Genomic DNA, 17,410 nt, shown 5'->3' on the forward strand with positions numbered 1-17,410 from the left:
GAAATGAGATGATTACGTGCCTTTTTTGAATCGCTTTACAACAACAGTAACTGGTGCCGTCACGTTCACTGGGAACACGTTAGGACTTAGTCCCACATCGCCTGCACCAGGTAATATTTTTGGTACACTTGCTGTTTTTACAACTGTAAATACAGCGCTGCAAGTACCAGGGTTCCCAGCAGGTACAACGGATGACTGGCGATTGAATTCTTCAAGTGCAATTTTAAATCTTCCTGCAGGGAGTAGTATTTTGTATGCAGAGTTAGTTTGGGCAGGAACTTTCCGGACTGATACAGAAGATGTATTACCATTTTTAAATGATAATATTACATTTACAACACCAGCAGGAACGTTTTCTGTTACGCCAGACCCTGCTACCGCGCAGCAAGGTTCAGTAGGAAACCAGTTTTATTATGCTCGCTCTGCTAATGTAACGAATCTTGTTAGTGTAGGTGGGGCAGGAACTTATACGACAGGGGCCGTACCGGCTACAAGAACTTCAGCTGATCCAACAATTAGTCGTTCAGCTGGCTGGACGCTTGAGGTTGTGTATCAAAATGCAAGTTTACCACTTCGAAATTTGTCAGTATATGCAGGTCAAGAAATTATCGATGCTTCATCACCACCAGTTGATGCTACTATTTCTGGATTTGCTACTCCGGCAACAGGAGCTGTAACAGGAAGGGTACTTGTAACTGCCCAAGAAGGTGATTCTAACATTTCTGGAGATCAACTTCGCTTTGGGCCAAATGCGAATACTACAGTTGCGTTATTCGGACCAAGAAATCCCGCGAATAATTTCTTTCAGTCACAAATTTGTAATGACAGTGGAAATTTAGATACGAGCGGTACATTTGGAGATTTGAATCAGCCGTTAGGGGTAGCTTTGGCTGTCCGAAGACAAGGGTGGGATATTACGAATGTAGATGCCTCCTCATCTTTAGTAAACAATCAAACGTCAGCAACTGTTCGCTTCGTTACAAATGGAGATGGATACGCTGCAGCTGGTTTTGGTGTTCAAATTGATGCGACAGGTCCAATTATTAATCCAGTTAAATCGGTTAATAGAACAGTCGCAGGGGTAGGGGATACTCTCACTTATACGATTACGGTTCCGAATACAGGAACAGGAAGCGCAGAAAACGTTGTATTACGTGATAGTATTCCGAGCGGAACAACGTTTGTTACAGGTAGTGTAACGGTAGGAGGCGTAACACAGCCGAATGCGAACCCTGCTAATGGAATTAATTTAGGTACAATCCCAAATAACACGCAAAGAATTGTTACATTTCAAGTTCGAATAACATCATTCCCGAATCCAAATCCTATTTCAAATCGTGCAATGGTGTCATATCAATTCCGTCCTTTCGTCGGTAGTCCACCTATTACAAGTACCTCTTCTTCCAATACAGTACAAACGACAGTGAATCAAGCAACTATAAGTATGCAAAAATCTGTAGATCTACAGACGGCAACGCTTAATGATGTATTAACGTACACGGTTAATGTGACGAACAATGGAAATGTTACTGCAAACAATGTTATTTTTGTTGATAGTATTCCTGCAGGAACAACATTTGTCGCAAACAGCGTTACGGTAAATGGAGTAGCACGTCCAGGAGCAAATCCAGCAAGTAGTATTAATCTAGGAAGTATTAATGCTTCGCAAACGACCGTAGTGCGCTTTCAAGTTCGAGTAACATCGAACCCTCTTGTCAATCCAATTCCGAATCGTGCAAGTGCAACATTTACCTTTACCCCAGTGCCTGGTCAACAACCAGTTTCAGGGCAAGCGACAAGTAATACTGTAGTTACTACTATTAATATAGCTGATATAAGAACGAGAAAAACAGTGGATAGAGCTTTTGCGACAGTGAATGACGTTCTCACGTACACTGTTACAATTGAAAATACAGGAAATGTGCTTGCAACGAACGTTATTTTTCAAGATCCAATCCCAATTGGAACGACTTTCATCCCAAATAGTGTAACTGTTGATGGAGTTTCGCAACCTGGGGCCAATCCAGCGACTGGGTTTACGGTAGCTAATATATCTCCGGGCGGAAGTAGGAGGGTTACTTTTCAAGTCCGAGTGACATCGACGCCATCGGGAGGTACGATTGCGAATCGCGGAAATGTAACTGCTAATTTCATCGTTATTCCGAATCAGCCACCGATAACGATTAATAGACAAACGAATACAGTTGTGACACAAGTTAATACAGGCGGTTTAAATGTAATAAAAGAAGTGAATACAACACAAGCGGCAGTAGGGGACACTTTAACATACACAATTGCCGTTCAAAATACAGGGAATGTTCCGTTAACAAATGTGTTTTTCCAAGACGCTATTTCTTCAGCTGTTTCTTTCGTTGCAAATTCTGTAACAATTAATGGAGTACCGCAAAGTGGATTGAATCCGAATACAGGATTTTCTCTTCCGAATATTACTGCGGCTCAAACCGTTGTAGTCACATTTGACGTAATAATTGTACAGGATCCAGAAAATGAAGATATTTTAAATCAAGCAAATGTAACAGCAAGTTTTCAAGTGAATCCGAGTGAACCACCAGTAACAATCAATGTTCCGAGTAACATTGTGAATACAACTGTACAATCAGGGAATTTTGAAGTTGTGAAATCAGTAAATACAGATGTTGCGACGGTAGGGGATGTTTTAGTATATACAATCGAAATCATAAACGCGGGTAGTGTACCAGCAACAAATGTATTTTTCCAAGATTCAATTCCACAAGGTACATTATTTATTGAAAACAGTGTCTTTGTGAATGGGGTCTTACAAGAAGGGGCAGATCCAGAACTTGGATTCCCGTTAAATGATTTGCCTACTGGTGCGAGTGTAATTGTTACATTTGAAGTATTGATTGATGAAATTCCGCTTGGAAACAACGTTGTAAACAGTGCGAATGTTACAGGAGATTTCCTAGTAAATCCAACAGAGCCACCAATTACTGTAACAGAACCAAGTAATACTGTTATGACAGTTGTGAATTCTTCAGGTTTAAATGTAATAAAAAGTGTAAGCGCTACTGAAGCGGGTGTAGGAGACACGTTAACGTATACAGTTCGTATACAAAATAGTGGAACGGTAGCAGCTACAAATGTATCATTCCTTGATCCAATTCCATCTGGAACAACGTTTGTAGCAAATAGTGTAATAATAAATGGAACGCCTCAACCAGGTTTAAACCCAACAACTGGATTTCCACTTGCTAATATTCCAGTAGGAGGGATGGTAACAGTTACTTTTCAAGTGACGATTACGAGTGTACCACCAAATAGAGTTCTTCCGAATAATGCGAATGTAACTGCTGATTTCCAAGTAAGTCCTCTCCAGCCACCAATTACAATTGTAACGATTAGTAATATTGTTGTGACGCGAGTGAATGTAGGATCACTGAATGTAATGAAGAGTGTAAATACACTGCAAGCAGGTGTAGGAGATACGTTAACGTATACGATTCTTATTCAAAATACAGGAACTGTTCCTGCAACGAATATTATTTTCCAAGATCCAATTCCGTCTGGTACTGCGTTTGTAGCAAATAGTGTGACGATAAACGGAGTCGTTCAGCAAGGCGCGGATCCTATGGTAGGATTCCCGTTACCAAATATTCCGATCGGGCAAACGGCCACGGTTACGTTTCAAGTTACAGTGACGAGTATTCCGAGCGGTGGAAATATAAGAAACCAATCGAACATTACTGCAAGTTTTCTTATAAATCCAGCAAATCCTCCAATAACGACTGTTACAAACAGTAATTTTGTAGTGACGCAAGTAAACACAGCACAGTTAAATATACAAAAATCTTCATCTGTACAACAAGCAGCACTTGGAGAAACTTACACGTATTCTGTTGTTATTCGAAATAATGGAACAGTAACAGCAACAAATGTCTCTTTCATTGATCCAATTGCCCCAGAAACAACATTTGTAGCAAATAGTGTAACGATAAATGGAACGTCACAACCTGGATTTGACCCGAATGTCGGTTTCCCGCTTCCTAATATTGCAGCTGGAACATCCTTGACAGTAACGTTCCAAGTTACGGTAATTGCACCGTCTACACGTGGAGCAGTATTAAATACAGCATCTGCTACAGCCACTTTCTTATTAAATCCTTTACAACCACCTGTAACAACAACGAACTCAAGTAATACAACGGTAGTTACAATACCGTTACCTCCTCCCGGTGAAGTAACCGCAACAAAAACAGTTGACGTTGCAACCGGAGCGGTTGGGGATGTATTAACGTATACCGTGCTCATTTCAAACGTAGGAATTATACCAGTTACAGATGTGTTCTTCCAAGATGTCATACCAGAAGGAACGACATTTGTAGAAGATAGTGTAACAATAGGTGGGGTGCAGCAACTTGGTTTAAATCCAGAAATAGGATTTACAGTTACGCCATTATTAATTAATGGTGGAAGTATTGAGGTAACGTTCCAAGTGACGATTACAGAAATTCCAGATAATGAAGTCATCTTAAATGATGCAGACGTTACATTTACTTCACAACCAAATCCGCAAGAACCACCGATTACGGCAACGATATTAACGAATTTAGTCGTTACGACGATTAATATAGCGTTTGTTTTTCCATTGAAACTAGTAGATAAAGAAGTAGCGACTGTAGGAGAAATATTAACGTATGATGTATTCATCTTTAATTTCGGAACAGTGCCAGCGACGAATGTTCAATTTATTGATACGACTTCCGCGGGAGTAGCATTTGTACCAGGAAGTGTGAGTATAAATGGGGTACCGACACCAGGATTAGATCCTTTCATTGGTTTTACAGTTCCAAATATACCTGTAGATAATTTTGTACGTGTCACCTATCAAGAGATGGTAACTAGCATACCAGAAGGTGGAACGATTGTTAACTTTGTAGACGTTACAGCAACATTTGCTGTAAGTGAAACAGAGCCGCCTATTACGGAGACGACGACAAGTAACACGACATTAACAGAAATAAATGAATCTGGTTTGAATGTATTAAAATCAGTAAGTCAGCCGGTTGTTGCAGTAGGCGATACAATCACATATACAACAGTAGTTCAAAATACAGGGACAGTGGTAGCGACGAATATTCAATATAGTGATGTATTACCGTCCTCTATAGCATTCGTGCCGAACAGTGTAACGATAGAAGGTGTGTTACAACCTGGATTCAATCCTAATAATGGATTCCCGCTTCCAGATATAAATCCAGGTGAAAGTGTAGAAGTAACATTCCAAGTAACAGTGGTTAGTGTTCCATCAAATGGAACAATTGTTAATACAGCAAATGTAACTGGAAGCTTTGTATTAGTACCAGGAGAACCACCGGTGATAGTAAATCAACCGAGCAATACAAAACTTACAACTGTAAATAGAGGACAATTTAATGTTATAAAACAGGTAAATAGGGCTGCTACCCTAGTTGGAGATGTATTAACATATACGGTTCAAATAACGAATACAGGAACAGTAACAGCTAATGATGTTCAGTTTATTGATACTATTTCAGCAGGAGCGTCATTTGTACCAAATAGTGTAACGATAAATGGAGCCCTGCAACCAAACTTAAATCCGATTACTGGCTTTGGAGTTGGAGATATACCAGTTGGTGAAACGGTTGTAGTGACGTTTCAAGCGACAGTTACAAACATCCCGGCATCAGGAACAATTACGAACGTTGCAAATATAACAGGAAGCTTTACTTTAGTACCAGGAGAGCCACCGGTTGTAGTAACAGAGCCGAGTAATACGACAATAACAAGGATAAATAGAGGACGATTCAGCGTTATAAAATCTGTAAATAAAGAAGCAACACGTTTAGGAGATACGTTAACGTATAGTGTGCAAGTTACAAATACAGGAACGGTAACAGCGACAAATGTTCAGTTTATTGATGTTCCATCACCTAGTTTAGAATTCGTTCCCGGAAGTGTACAAATAAATGGGATTCCACAAGTAGGTTTAGATCCATTTGTAGGCTTTTCATTACCTGATCTTGCAGTAGGGGATAGTGTATTAATTACCTTTGCAGTAAATGTAATCGCAGTTCCGCCTTCTAGTAGCATTATGAATACAGCGAGAGTAACGGGTGATTTCGAATTAATTCCAGGAGAACCTCCGTTTACAATTACGAATTCAAGTAATACGACAGTCACACCAGTAAATAGAGGCAGTTTAGATATGCAAAAAGAAGTAGATCATTCAATTGTTGGAGTAGGAGAAACGGTAACGTATACGGTTCGAATATTAAATACTGGTACTGCTGATGCGATGAATGTTCAATTTATCGATGTCCTATCTCCGGAAGCTGTTTTTGTACCAAATAGTGTAACTGTAAATGGAGTAGCTCGTCCGGGAGTAAATCCGCAGGTTGGATTTACGATTGTAGACATTCCAGTCGGTGAGACGGCGATTGTAACATATGAAGCTACGATTACGAGCTTTCCAGATGGTGGTACAGTAGTGAACGTTGCTGGGGCGTTAGCAGAATATATTTTAGTACCAGGGGAACCGCCAGTTACAGTGATGGATACGAGCAATACAGTTATTGTAACGGTAAATACTGCAATCTTATTTGTTGCAAAAGGGGCAAACTTTGAAGTAGCAATGGTAGGGGATGTTGTCACTTACGGAATTGCCGTTATAAATGATAGTACAGTTCCTGTGACCAACATCGTGTTAACAGATATCGTTGATCCGAATACGTTATTTATAAATGGCACGGTAACGGTAAACGATGTACCTCTTCCATTTGCTAATCCGAATACCGGTATTCCGTTAGGTGATTTTCAGCCAAATGATGCGGCAATTATTAATTTCCAAGTTGTAATAATAGGAGGGCAAATAAATAACTTAGTCACAAATACTGCTATAGCAAATGGGCTCGCAATTGTAAATCCGAATGAGCCGCCAGTAGTAGTTGAAGGTGATAGCAATACAGTTGTTATTCCGTTTATTCCTCAAAATGTCTCAACGACAGTTGTAAAAACGGCAGATCATCAAACAGCAACGATTGGAGATGTCATTACGTTTACAACAGTTATTACAAATACGGGTGATACTGTAATGCAAAATATCCGTTTTCAAGATATGTTAGATAGTAGTGTTCGATTTGTCCTTGGAAGTGTAACGGTTGGTAATATACCAGTGCCAAATATAAGCTCGGTATCAGGATTTCTTGTAGGGAATTTAAATCCAGGTGAAGCGCGAACAGTTTCGTTCCAAGTAGTAGTTCAGAACGCGCCAAATGGTTCAGGGAATTATATTAATCAAGCGAGTATTCGCTTCGAACATCAAGTGGGCATAGTGTTACCACCTGTTACACAAATAGTAGAAAGTAATATGGTTGTCATTCCGTTTATTCCAACGATTGAACAAATTTGCGAAACAAACTTTAATTGTTTAGATAAAATTCCATTTCAATGTTCTCCGTGTATTCAGTTGCACGGACATAAAAAATAAAAAGAAAAAGAGCATCCTGAAAGAATAGGATGCTCTTTTTGTATTAATCATATAGATTCATTTTCGGACGAGATAAAAAACTCGTTGATTTTGTTTGATAGTAGAAGTGGAATAGCTCCTTTTATAACAGAAATGTCCCAGTCCCACCATGCGAGATTCTCTAGTTTGTCAATCATTTCTTGCGGAAAACGATATCGAATAAATTTTGCAGGATTACCAGCTACAATTGCATATGGAGGTACGTCTTTTGTAACAACACTCTTTGCACCGATAATGGCCCCGTTACCAATTGTAACACCAGATAAAATGCAGGATTGATACCCAATCCATACATCATTGCCGACTACGATATCACCTTTTGAAGAAGGGTGACCAGTAATATGCGCTCCTTCATCAAAAAGTGCATTAAATGGGTAAGTCGTTATCCAGTCTGCACGATGCTCACCGCCAAGTATAAAAACGACTTCTTCTCCTAATGAACAAAACTTACCTATTTTTAATTTCGTTTCATCGTTCCAAGAAAAAATGGTTGGCCCTACTTTACTATAAGTATAATCACCAATATCATATTTATTATATTCAGGTTTTTGATTTAAATATAACATAACAAATTTTGCATCCTCTCTAAAGCAAGTAATGGAACATTATATGCAACTTGGAATAAGTTGAACTGTGTTGTATGAATTGGTAATGAACAAATATAATTAGTAGGCACAACGAATAAAAAAGGAGTGGAATGAATGATATATGAAATGGGGTTATATAATAAACCTTTTCAGTCAATTCAATCAGGAAAAAAAGTATATGAAGTACGTTTATTTGATACAAAACGTCAACTTATAAAACAAGGCGATAATATTGTATTTACAAACCTTACGACAGCAGCAACGATGACTGTAAAAGTAGGAGAAATAAAACGATATGAATGCTTTAAAGCAATGTACGAACAAATTGATAAAAAATTATTGGATTGTGAAAATGATAGTTTAGAGGAAATGTTAGAAAGTACATACAACATATATACGAAAGAACAAGAAAAAAAGTGGGGAACAGTTGCGATTCGTATTGAGGTAATAAAATGATAAGAAATCGCGGCGTAGCTATTATTGTGCAGGAAGGGAAAATTGCTCTTATAAAACGTATTAGAGAAGGGGAAACATATTATGTTTTTCCAGGCGGAGGAATTGAAGAAGGAGAAACACCTGAAGAGGCAACGAAGCGAGAAGCTTATGAAGAATTAGGGATACATATAAAAGTAGGGCATCTTATTACGAAGGTGGAGTATAAAGGAACGGAGTATTATTTTAATGCTCATAGTATAGATGGGATTTTCGGAAGTGGGAAAGCTAAAGAATTCGAGCTGAAAGAGAGAGGGAGTTATATTCCGTTGTGGTTGCCGATACGCGAGTTGGAAAAAGTGAATATAAAACCGTATGAAGTGGTCGGAAGTATATTAGAACATTATAAAATATAAGGTCTGACAACATACAAAAAAAACCATTGACATAGTCTTCTGATTTAAGTATTGTATTCGAGTATGTTTATAATCAGGAGGTTTATATGAGCAATCAAACTACTACACATCATGTGAAAATGACAACAGCAGATCCATCTGGAATTGGTCTATTTGGATTAGCGATGGTAACACTTGTAGCATCATCTCAAAAGCTAGGCTTAACAGATGGCGTTTCTCTTGTATTACCATGGGCAATCTTTTTAGGAGGATTTGCACAAATCTTTGCATGCATTCACGATGCAAAGCATAACAATACATTTGGTACAACAGCATTCGGTGCGTACGGCCTATTTTGGTTAGGCGTTGGAATGACTTGGTTAATTCAACTTGGAGTATTTGGCGAAAAATTAGCACAAGCTGCAGATTCAAAACAGCTTGGTGTAGCCTTTATCGGATATTTGATTTTCACAATCTTCATGACAATTGGTGCAATGGAAACACATAAAGTATTATTTATGATTTTCGTCCTTATTGATTTCTTATTTATCGGTCTTTCATTAAGTACTTTAGGTGTTATGCCGCACGCAATGCATAATTTAGCAGCATATTCTGAACTTCTTATTTCATTATTATCTTTCTATGGTTCAGCAGCAGCAGTGTTAAATACACACTTCGGGAAAGTTGTTTTACCAGTTGGAAAGCCATTTGGTATTTTTAAAAAGTAATAAAAAAGCACAGATGATTGTATAGTCATCTGTGCTTTTTTGTGATGTAAACAGAAATAATAAAAAATATAATTGAAATTGATTCTCATTATTAATATAATGAGAATGAGAATCATTTATTGTAAGAGGGGGATGCCGAAGTGGCGAAAATTTTAATAGCTTATGCAAGTATGTCAGGAAATACAGAGAGTATTGCTGATTTAATTAAAGTTAGTTTAGATGCCTTTGATCATGAAGTAGTACTGCAAGAAATGGAAGGCATGGATGCTGAAGAATTATTAGCTTATGATGGAATCATTTTAGGATCTTATACGTGGGGCGATGGTGAATTACCATTTGAAGCGGAAGATTTTCATGATGACTTAGAAAATATAGATTTATCAGGGAAAAAAGTAGCGGTATTCGGGTCAGGTGATACGGCGTATGAACTGTTTTGTGAAGCGGTAACGATATTTGAAGAACGCCTTGTAGAACGCGGTGCAGAGCTTGTACAAGAAGGATTGAAAATCGAACTAGCTCCAGAAGACGAAGAGGATGTTGAAAAATGCAGTAATTTTGCAATTGCATTTGCTGAGAAGTTCTAAGAATGGGAGTGTCAACGTGGAGACAATGTTAAGTGCGACCGCTATTACAAAGTTAAGAGATGGAAAGCTTATGTTAGCTACTACATATAATGGTTTATTTATTGAACAAGACGGAGAATGGAAACAAATTTTAAATGGTTTTCAAAAACGAATTAGGGATTTACATAGCGAAGATAATGTAGTGTATGGTGTAGGTGACGAAGGAATTTTTATTCGTAGTATGAATGGTGGAGAGAAGTGGACGGTTCAACGTTTTCCAACAAAAGCAACGAGTTGGAATGTATGTAGTAATGTACTAGGAACTGTCATTGCTCATGGAGATAAAACGTTGTATCATTCTAATGATTTTGGTTCGACATGGGAAACTATTCATCCATTTCTTGAATATGGTGGCGGGGCACCATCTATTCGATCGTTGTTTTTATATAAACATTACTTATTTATCGGTACGAAAATACATGCTAAATATGGTGGTGTTTGGCTCTTTAATTTGGAGACACGTAAATTAAAGAGGATTAAAATCGTAATGAATCAGATGATCTCAGCGTTGACTTTACACAACTCTTATTTAGTAGCAGCCAGTGGATCATGCAAGGGGATTAGCGGGAATATCTCTTTTTGTAAAATAGATGAAAGTATTGAGAATGAAAAAACATATTGGCACACATGTCAAAGCGAGCAGAAAGCAAGTAGCTATTTAGACTTAAGTGTAGATCAACATGTGCTATATACAACGTCAACGCAAAATAAGGCGGGGATTAGTACTGTTTGTCGTGTACTTTTAGAAGAAGGAATTGTTACAGTATGCGACTCAGTTAAAGGGCATGGCTGGCGCATCGTTAACGAAAAAGAAGGCTATGTTGTAGCTGGATCAGGTGAATCAAAAGCGATGCAGTGGAAGAAAAAAGTTGTATAGCAAAAAAAACTTTGCTTTTATTATATTGATATGATATATTATATTTAAACCATTTTACTTTTAATAATATAGAGATTTAAATGAGCTGTAACTTCCGAGGAGGATAGCAATGTTAAATCTCCTCAGAGTTGCAGTTTTTTTAATGTCTGACTTATTTTTGTAAAGTGGTTGAAAATGAATATGTACATATAGGTACATTGTAGGAGGATTTTTTAAATGCAAAACGGTAAAGTAAAATGGTTTAACTCAGAAAAAGGTTTCGGATTCATCGAAGTTGAAGGCGGAGAAGACGTATTCGTTCATTTCTCAGCTATCCAAGGCGAAGGTTTCAAAACTTTAGAAGAAGGTCAAGAAGTTACTTTCGAAGTAGAACAAGGTAACCGTGGACCTCAAGCTACAAACGTTAACAAGAAGTAATTGTGGAAAAAAGAAGGGCTTGCCCTTCTTTTTTTTGCATTTTTATTGAATAACCTCCTATGTACATATAATAATGAAATTGAATTTTCGTTTTTTAGACGAAGTATTACATGCATAAAGTGTATGATTAAATAAATACTGAAAATAAAGTATGTGTGTGAAAAGGAATTTAGAAAGAGGTAAATAAATTGGAAAACGCTACACATTTTATTGTGTTTGATATAGAGAGAAATTTCAGGCCGTATAAATCAGAAGATCCGTCAGAGATAGTTGATATCGGAGCTATAAAAATAGAAGCAAGTACAATGAAGGTAATTGGAGAATTTTCGGAGTTAGTAAAACCGGGTGCACGACTTACTCGTCATACGACAAAATTAACGGGAATTACAAAGAAAGATTTAATTGGTGTAGAGAAATTCCCGCAAATTATTGAGGAATTTATTCAGTTTATCGGGGAAGATTCTATATTTGTTACATGGGGAAAAGAAGATTATCGATTTCTATCTCATGATTGTACGTTACATGGTGTAGATTGCCCATGTATGGACAAAGAAAGAAGAATGGATTTACAAAAATTTGTTTTTCAAGCGTATGAAGAATTGTTTGAACATACGCCAAGTTTACAATTTGCGGTAGAACAGCTTGGTTTAACGTGGGAAGGGAAGCAGCACCGAGCTTTAGCGGATGCTGAGAATACAGCGAACATACTTCTTAAAGCATATAGCGAGAGAGATATTACTAAAAGATATAAAAGACATGGTGAGCTTGAACTTGTAGAAAACGGCAAACTAACAGAAAAAGCGAAAAAAAAGATGCGAAAATGGGTATTTAAAGAAATGAGAAAAAATACAGAGCGTCCTTTCGTTTGGAGTACATTTGAAAGTAGTGATACGTGGGAAAGTATAACGGAAAGATATTATATAAGTGAATCTACAGTAGAACTTCTGAAAAAGCATTTTCGTACTGCGGTTAGAAAAGCGGAAAGACAGATTAGGTATTTGGCTGAGATGGAGGAGAATACAGAGGTTAAATGATATTCTCCTCTACTTCTATCTACATAAATTTAACGTCATTGTATTGATGGGTGAATAAAGTATCCATATTAAATAGGAATTGATTTGTTCGAATGGGGCCATTGTAATTGCTTTGAAAATTAAGATGTGGCAAGAATTTTAAAATCTATTAATAAAAGCTCAATTTATCTTTAAATCGTGGTGTATTAAAGATTAAAATAAAAGAGTAAGATAAGAGTTTTATACAAGGGAGGTATGATAGTGATAGACTTGGATATTAAAGATGTCACCGTACAGATGGAATTAAACGGAGTCTTTTGGAATGAGGACGGGACTGCTGAAATGATGGTGACTACAAAAGCGGAGCATTCTTTTATTCTTCGTCTAGTAGTTGATTTAGAAAGTAAAACGATTCGTACGATGAATGCCGAGATAGTAGGTGGATTTTGCCCTCTGTGCAAACAGAAAAGGAATGAATGTAGTGAACTTAATGACCTACAAAACAAAATGGAAATTTTAGAAGAAGCCTACGATTGGGTGAGAGAGCATCCGGAATATCGTTTTCAACTATCTTTTTATGAGTACAATAAATTTGAGGTAATAAAGTAAAAGTTTCATTTTAAGAATATACATAGTGACTAAAAGGAAGCGTACCAAAAACTTTAGAAGGACTTGGTCAACTAGAAATATTGAAGCAAAGATCTCTAATGGAAATACGCTTGATTCTGCAACAAATGTGATCTTGGATTAAAAATTATTTTTAAACATAAGCATATTTTGTTATAAAGTAAAAAAACCGATTCTTAGTAGAATCGGTTTTTAATATAATTGTCAATTCTGTCCCAAATAAAAGAGCGCTTATTAAAAGCGCTCAGTAAAAAAGTTATATGGAAAGATTTATTCAATCCCGTTCCGATCATAAGAATACTGCTGCTTATTCTCAATCCGCTCCATTACGTCTTGCAATTCATCCGGCTTCAGAAACTCAATCGGAGAGAATCCTTTTTCAAACGTAAGTGTATCAGCCTCAATCATTAATATATATCGGTCATTTACCTTTGCGATATGTATTTGATCCCCGAAATCAGCAAGCAGGGCCTTCACAGAGATATGATCTGCTTTTAGCTTTAATTCTACTTCAGGAGCATGCTCGACGATTTGGGCAGTTGCTTCCATTACTTCTTCGGTTGAAAATTGTTCCATAATTTCGCGTTTCGGACTGGCAGCCCATACTTCCATCGCTTGGTCGAATTGTTCGCGTTCTTCCGTACCTTCTTCAAATACATCTTCAATTTGGTCGTATACCATGTCCATTACTTGTGTTTTCATAATTTCAGGCATAGAGCGTTCATATTCGACGAATTTTAAGAAGTCTTCAAAGTAACGGGCGTGTGATGCTTGGTGAATTTTTAGCTCGCCCACTTCGACCATACCTTCTTCAGGCATGTACGGATATTGGATAGATTTCATGTTTTTTGTTGTGATAGCCATTTCAACGTTACGAATCAGTGTGGATTCATCGGAAATAGAAGCGACTTTCGGCTCGAAGTCACATTTCATAACGAAAACGAATGGATCATCAAAGTATTTGCGTAGTTTTGCTTGCGCAATTAAAAATACACCACCGCGTACAGCACTTGTGTCAAGATATGTATAAACTAGAGGTTCGCTCATATCTTTGAAGTTTTCCTTTGTTTCCGCAAAGCGAATGCGATTAAATAGGTTGTAATGAGGGTTTGAATCAAGTTCGTGCCCTTCTTCTACAATAAAGCGACCGATCTTTGTCGGAGCTTGTTCTGTTTTCGCATGACGTTCTACTTTTCGCTTTGAAATTTTTAATAATTCTCCATTCAAAAATTCTTTTAAGGAGCTATCTCCATACTCTTCAGCGTCTAATGTTTGAAAATGTTTGTAGCGCTTATCAACAGCTTCACCTTTTCCTTCTACTTGTACAACATAAAAGGATAGATAATTTATTTCAAAATCCATATTTATCACCTTGTTTCATTTCATTAACTCTTATCAGTATAGAGATGGAAAAAACTTTCGTCAATTTATATAAGGAAGGGGGAGTCCCTTCCTTCATATATTTTTTATTTTCGAAATTAAAATCCGTCTTCTAATGCTGAAAATGGAATGTTTAGTCTGTTTTCTATTGTACGTAAACGTTGGTTTAAGCGGTTTAATCTACGTGTATGACGCTCAACTGTGTTTTCTAATTGACGTACTCTTTGCTCAAGCTCATTTACTCGTCTTTCTAGTTGACGGTTTCCAGTACCAGGAAAAGAGATTGGAAGTTGGAATTGTCGATTTTGATCATATGGATTAACTTGTTCTGCTGGATCTATATATTGTTGGTATTGTGCTTGTAAATCATATTGAGGCTGATAACCATTTTGGTTATATGGATCGTATGGATTGTAGGGGTACATAAAAAAATCCTCCATTTCTTTAAAATAGGTTAATTTCACCATAATGTATGTGCAAAAGCGGAGCGGTGGCACGGCAAATACCTATTTATGTTCAAGAGAAGTTTCTTTATAAATAAGAATATGGAGTTTTTACATTTGTATTTCTTTTGTTTTATGGTATATACTGGATAAAAGAATGGGGTTACATAAAGGTTACAATTCTATCAAACTCAAACTTTTATGTAAATATGTATAGACATTTGGAAAAGAAAAGAGTAATTTATATAGAGTAAAAAATAACTTGTAACAATTTATAAATATATTGTAAAATGATTGTAACAAAACATACATGAAAATGAAATAATACATAAAAGTAATGTTGGGAAAAAGGGGAGAGTATATTGTTCCGTAAAGTAAAGGGTATATTAGTTGGGGTGTTATGTGTAGCTGTAGTGAGTGGTTGTGGTACAAAAGTAAGTGATGTTGCATTAGTAAGTGATATTGGTGGCCACACGGTAGAGGCTAAAGCAGAAGTACAGGATTCTATTAGTTTAGTTGATAGTCGAACTGGTATGGAAGTGAAAAAGCTAGATTTATCGAGTCTAGGTTATTTTGAAGACGAAGCAAAATTTAAAAAATCGGTAACGAAGGTTGCTAGCGAGGTTGGGAAAAGCGTCGATAAAAAGATGGTTCCTTCGCGTTTAGCATCTGATGGAAGTTGGCAAGAAGGAAAACCTTCTTATGAATTAATGGAAAAAGAATTAGTAGATAAATTATTAAACGTTGGTATGTGGGATTCTTCATATCAGTTACCTATTGTTGAGAAAAAACCTACCGCGACATTAAGTGACGCGCAAGGAAGCGGTACGGTAATTGGTAGATATGAAACGAATTTAGGAGGCTCAGCAGGTGGCCGTATTGAGAATATCCGTTTGTCGGCAGCGAGCATAAATGGAGTTGTATTAGCAAAAGGAGATCGTTTCTCTTTCAATGCATTAATTGGTGATACAACGCCAGATAAAGGATATCAATTAGGAAAAGAAATTGTAGATGGTAAATTAGTAGATGGATACGGCGGTGGTGTTTGTCAAACATCATCAACTTTATACAATGCAGCAGATCAAGCTGGTTTGAAAATGGTAGAGAGAACGACACATTCTAAAACAGTAGGCTATGTTCCACAAGGAAGAGATGCTACAATTGCGTATCCATACTTAGATTTAGTATTTGAAAACACAAATGATGCACCTGTGAAACTTTACATGGGTATTCAAGGTGGAAAGTTAGTTGCTGAAGTACATAAAATGAGATAAGAGTTATAAAGTCACCTTTTCTGAAAGTTAGAAGAGGTGGCTTTTTTATTATGAAAATTAAAAAGTGGATAAATTCTGACTTTTCTTATTTACATAGGATGATTTTAGTTGTATCCTTCATAGTAACGGTTATATGTAATGGAAAATATTGGGATAAGGAGATGGAGTTATTCATGGTAAAAATTCATCCGAAAACACGTATTGGTCATGTTGAATTTAAAGTGATAGATTTAGAACGTCAAATTGCCTTTTACGAGAATGTTGTAGGCTTAGAAGTAATTAAGCAAGAGGAGAATAAAGCATATTTATCTGGAAAAGGTGGAAAGAACGTGTTACTTGTTCTTGAAAAGTTAGAGGACGGGGTACTGCAAGAGCCGCGTACGACTGGTATATATCATATAGCCTTTTTAGTTCCGACTCGTGAGGCGTTTGCTTCGGCATTATTTGGGGTGATTCGCAATAAGAATGTAATTGATAGTCCGGTTGAGCAAGAGGGGCGTTATACATATTCAAATGAAATTTTACCAATTTCAAGGTTTAATAGTGCAAGTGATCATACGTATAGCGAAGCGTTTTATTTACAAGACTTAGAGGGAAATGGTATTGAAATTTATGCGGATCGTCCGCGTGATCAATGGGGAGAAGGGCCAGGAGGAAGTACACCACTTAATTTAAAAGAACTAGCAACACTCGTTGATTATGAGGTTGATGGATTACCTGCTAACACTGTTGTCGGGCACGTACATTTACGAATAGCTGATGTAGAGAAATCACATGAATTTTATGTCGAAACAATAGGTTTTGAAGTACAACAGCGTGAAGAGGATTGCTTATTTATTTCAGCAGGGGAATATCATCACCATATTGGTGCAAATACTTGGAACGGAGTAAACAATCCACATCCACCAGTACATGCAACTGGACTAAAGGTATATGCGATTGTACTACCGCATAAAGAAGCGTTAGATGAAGTGAAAGAAAGATTAATAGAAAAACAACATGAAATAAATGAAACTACAAATGGGTTTGTGGTGGTAGATCCAAGTGGTATTACAGTGCAGTTTGAAATAGAAACAGCATAAAAGA

Annotated in this window: 14 protein-coding genes; 11 read left to right on the forward strand and 3 right to left on the reverse strand. The window is 37.0% G+C overall.

Going from position 1 to position 17,410, the window contains the following annotated elements; genetic code table 11:
• The first annotated feature begins 16 nt into the window (after positions 1-16).
• A complete protein-coding gene (locus ACQVV1_RS07340) occupies positions 17-7,489 on the forward strand; it encodes a DUF7507 domain-containing protein (protein WP_431168714.1) in 7,473 nt (2,490 codons plus the stop codon).
• 47 nt (positions 7,490-7,536) lie between these two features.
• On the opposite strand, the gene ACQVV1_RS07345 is transcribed toward ACQVV1_RS07340, so the two are convergent.
• Positions 7,537-8,094 carry a CatB-related O-acetyltransferase gene (locus tag ACQVV1_RS07345; protein WP_242255204.1) on the reverse strand — a complete coding sequence of 186 codons (558 nt, stop codon included), beginning with the start codon at positions 8,092-8,094 and terminating at the stop codon, positions 7,537-7,539.
• Positions 8,095-8,229: 135 nt separating this feature from the next.
• Here ACQVV1_RS07345 and ACQVV1_RS07350 point away from each other — a divergent pair, with 135 nt between their 5' ends.
• From ACQVV1_RS07350 to ACQVV1_RS07385, 8 genes are all read left to right on the forward strand, one after another.
• Positions 8,230-8,571 (forward strand): ASCH domain-containing protein, encoded by a 342-nt coding sequence (locus tag ACQVV1_RS07350; protein ID WP_242255206.1) that lies wholly within the window; start codon positions 8,230-8,232, stop codon positions 8,569-8,571.
• Positions 8,568-8,963: an NUDIX hydrolase gene (locus tag ACQVV1_RS07355; RefSeq protein WP_098555688.1), complete on the forward strand. Its 396-nt coding sequence runs from the start codon at positions 8,568-8,570 to the stop codon at positions 8,961-8,963. The genes ACQVV1_RS07350 and ACQVV1_RS07355 overlap by 4 nt, the downstream gene beginning before the upstream one ends.
• Positions 8,964-9,049: 86 nt before the next feature.
• Positions 9,050-9,670: an acetate uptake transporter gene (locus ACQVV1_RS07360; RefSeq protein ID WP_000070938.1), complete on the forward strand. Its 621-nt coding sequence runs from the start codon at positions 9,050-9,052 to the stop codon at positions 9,668-9,670.
• A gap of 140 nt (positions 9,671-9,810) precedes the next feature.
• Positions 9,811-10,254 carry a flavodoxin gene (locus ACQVV1_RS07365; protein ID WP_001062756.1) on the forward strand — a complete coding sequence of 148 codons (444 nt, stop codon included), beginning with the start codon at positions 9,811-9,813 and terminating at the stop codon, positions 10,252-10,254.
• A gap of 16 nt (positions 10,255-10,270) precedes the next feature.
• Positions 10,271-11,170: a WD40/YVTN/BNR-like repeat-containing protein gene (locus ACQVV1_RS07370; RefSeq protein WP_097951645.1), complete on the forward strand. Its 900-nt coding sequence runs from the start codon at positions 10,271-10,273 to the stop codon at positions 11,168-11,170.
• A gap of 216 nt (positions 11,171-11,386) precedes the next feature.
• The gene (gene cspB / locus ACQVV1_RS07375; RefSeq protein WP_001179150.1) at positions 11,387-11,587 is read left to right on the forward strand and encodes a cold shock-like protein CspB; all 201 of its coding nucleotides are present in this window, start codon (positions 11,387-11,389) and stop codon (positions 11,585-11,587) included.
• A gap of 188 nt (positions 11,588-11,775) precedes the next feature.
• On the forward strand, positions 11,776-12,621 hold the full coding sequence (locus ACQVV1_RS07380) for an exonuclease (RefSeq protein ID WP_063221223.1): 846 nt from the start codon (positions 11,776-11,778) through the stop codon (positions 12,619-12,621).
• A 240-nt stretch (positions 12,622-12,861) separates the two neighbouring features.
• A complete protein-coding gene (locus ACQVV1_RS07385; RefSeq protein ID WP_063221222.1) occupies positions 12,862-13,209 on the forward strand; it encodes a hypothetical protein in 348 nt (115 codons plus the stop codon).
• 288 nt (positions 13,210-13,497) lie between these two features.
• On the opposite strand, the gene ACQVV1_RS07390 is transcribed toward ACQVV1_RS07385, so the two are convergent.
• Positions 13,498-14,589 (reverse strand): DUF3900 domain-containing protein, encoded by a 1,092-nt coding sequence (locus tag ACQVV1_RS07390; RefSeq protein ID WP_242255218.1) that lies wholly within the window; start codon positions 14,587-14,589, stop codon positions 13,498-13,500.
• A 116-nt stretch (positions 14,590-14,705) separates the two neighbouring features.
• Positions 14,706-15,074 carry a hypothetical protein gene (locus tag ACQVV1_RS07395; RefSeq protein ID WP_242255220.1) on the reverse strand — a complete coding sequence of 123 codons (369 nt, stop codon included), beginning with the start codon at positions 15,072-15,074 and terminating at the stop codon, positions 14,706-14,708.
• Between the two features lie 338 nt (positions 15,075-15,412).
• On the opposite strand from ACQVV1_RS07395, the gene ACQVV1_RS07400 reads away from it, so the two are divergent.
• Complete coding sequence (locus tag ACQVV1_RS07400) at positions 15,413-16,324, forward strand: VanW family protein (protein ID WP_242255222.1); 912 nt, start codon at positions 15,413-15,415, stop codon at positions 16,322-16,324.
• 173 nt (positions 16,325-16,497) lie between these two features.
• Positions 16,498-17,406 carry a VOC family protein gene (locus ACQVV1_RS07405; protein ID WP_242255302.1) on the forward strand — a complete coding sequence of 303 codons (909 nt, stop codon included), beginning with the start codon at positions 16,498-16,500 and terminating at the stop codon, positions 17,404-17,406.
• Positions 17,407-17,410 lie beyond the last annotated feature (4 nt).

Origin of the sequence: Bacillus basilensis (assembly GCF_050630465.1) — a bacterium.
In the GTDB taxonomy this organism is placed as follows: Bacteria; Bacillota; Bacilli; order Bacillales; family Bacillaceae_G; genus Bacillus_A; species Bacillus_A basilensis.

What these genes read in the sequence shown, in the direction of transcription:
- ACQVV1_RS07405 (WP_242255302.1), top strand. Translation starts at nt 16,498, where the DNA reads ATGGTAAAAATTCATCCGAAAACACGTATTGGTCATGTTGAATTTAAA.
- cspB (WP_001179150.1), top strand. Translation starts at nt 11,387, where the DNA reads ATGCAAAACGGTAAAGTAAAATGGTTTAACTCAGAAAAAGGTTTCGGA.
- ACQVV1_RS07395 (WP_242255220.1), bottom strand. Translation starts at nt 15,074, where the DNA reads ATGGTGAAATTAACCTATTTTAAAGAAATGGAGGATTTTTTTATGTAC.
- ACQVV1_RS07355 (WP_098555688.1), top strand. Translation starts at nt 8,568, where the DNA reads ATGATAAGAAATCGCGGCGTAGCTATTATTGTGCAGGAAGGGAAAATT.
- ACQVV1_RS07360 (WP_000070938.1), top strand. Translation starts at nt 9,050, where the DNA reads ATGAGCAATCAAACTACTACACATCATGTGAAAATGACAACAGCAGAT.
- ACQVV1_RS07390 (WP_242255218.1), bottom strand. Translation starts at nt 14,589, where the DNA reads ATGGATTTTGAAATAAATTATCTATCCTTTTATGTTGTACAAGTAGAA.
- ACQVV1_RS07345 (WP_242255204.1), bottom strand. Translation starts at nt 8,094, where the DNA reads ATGTTATATTTAAATCAAAAACCTGAATATAATAAATATGATATTGGT.
- ACQVV1_RS07350 (WP_242255206.1), top strand. Translation starts at nt 8,230, where the DNA reads ATGATATATGAAATGGGGTTATATAATAAACCTTTTCAGTCAATTCAA.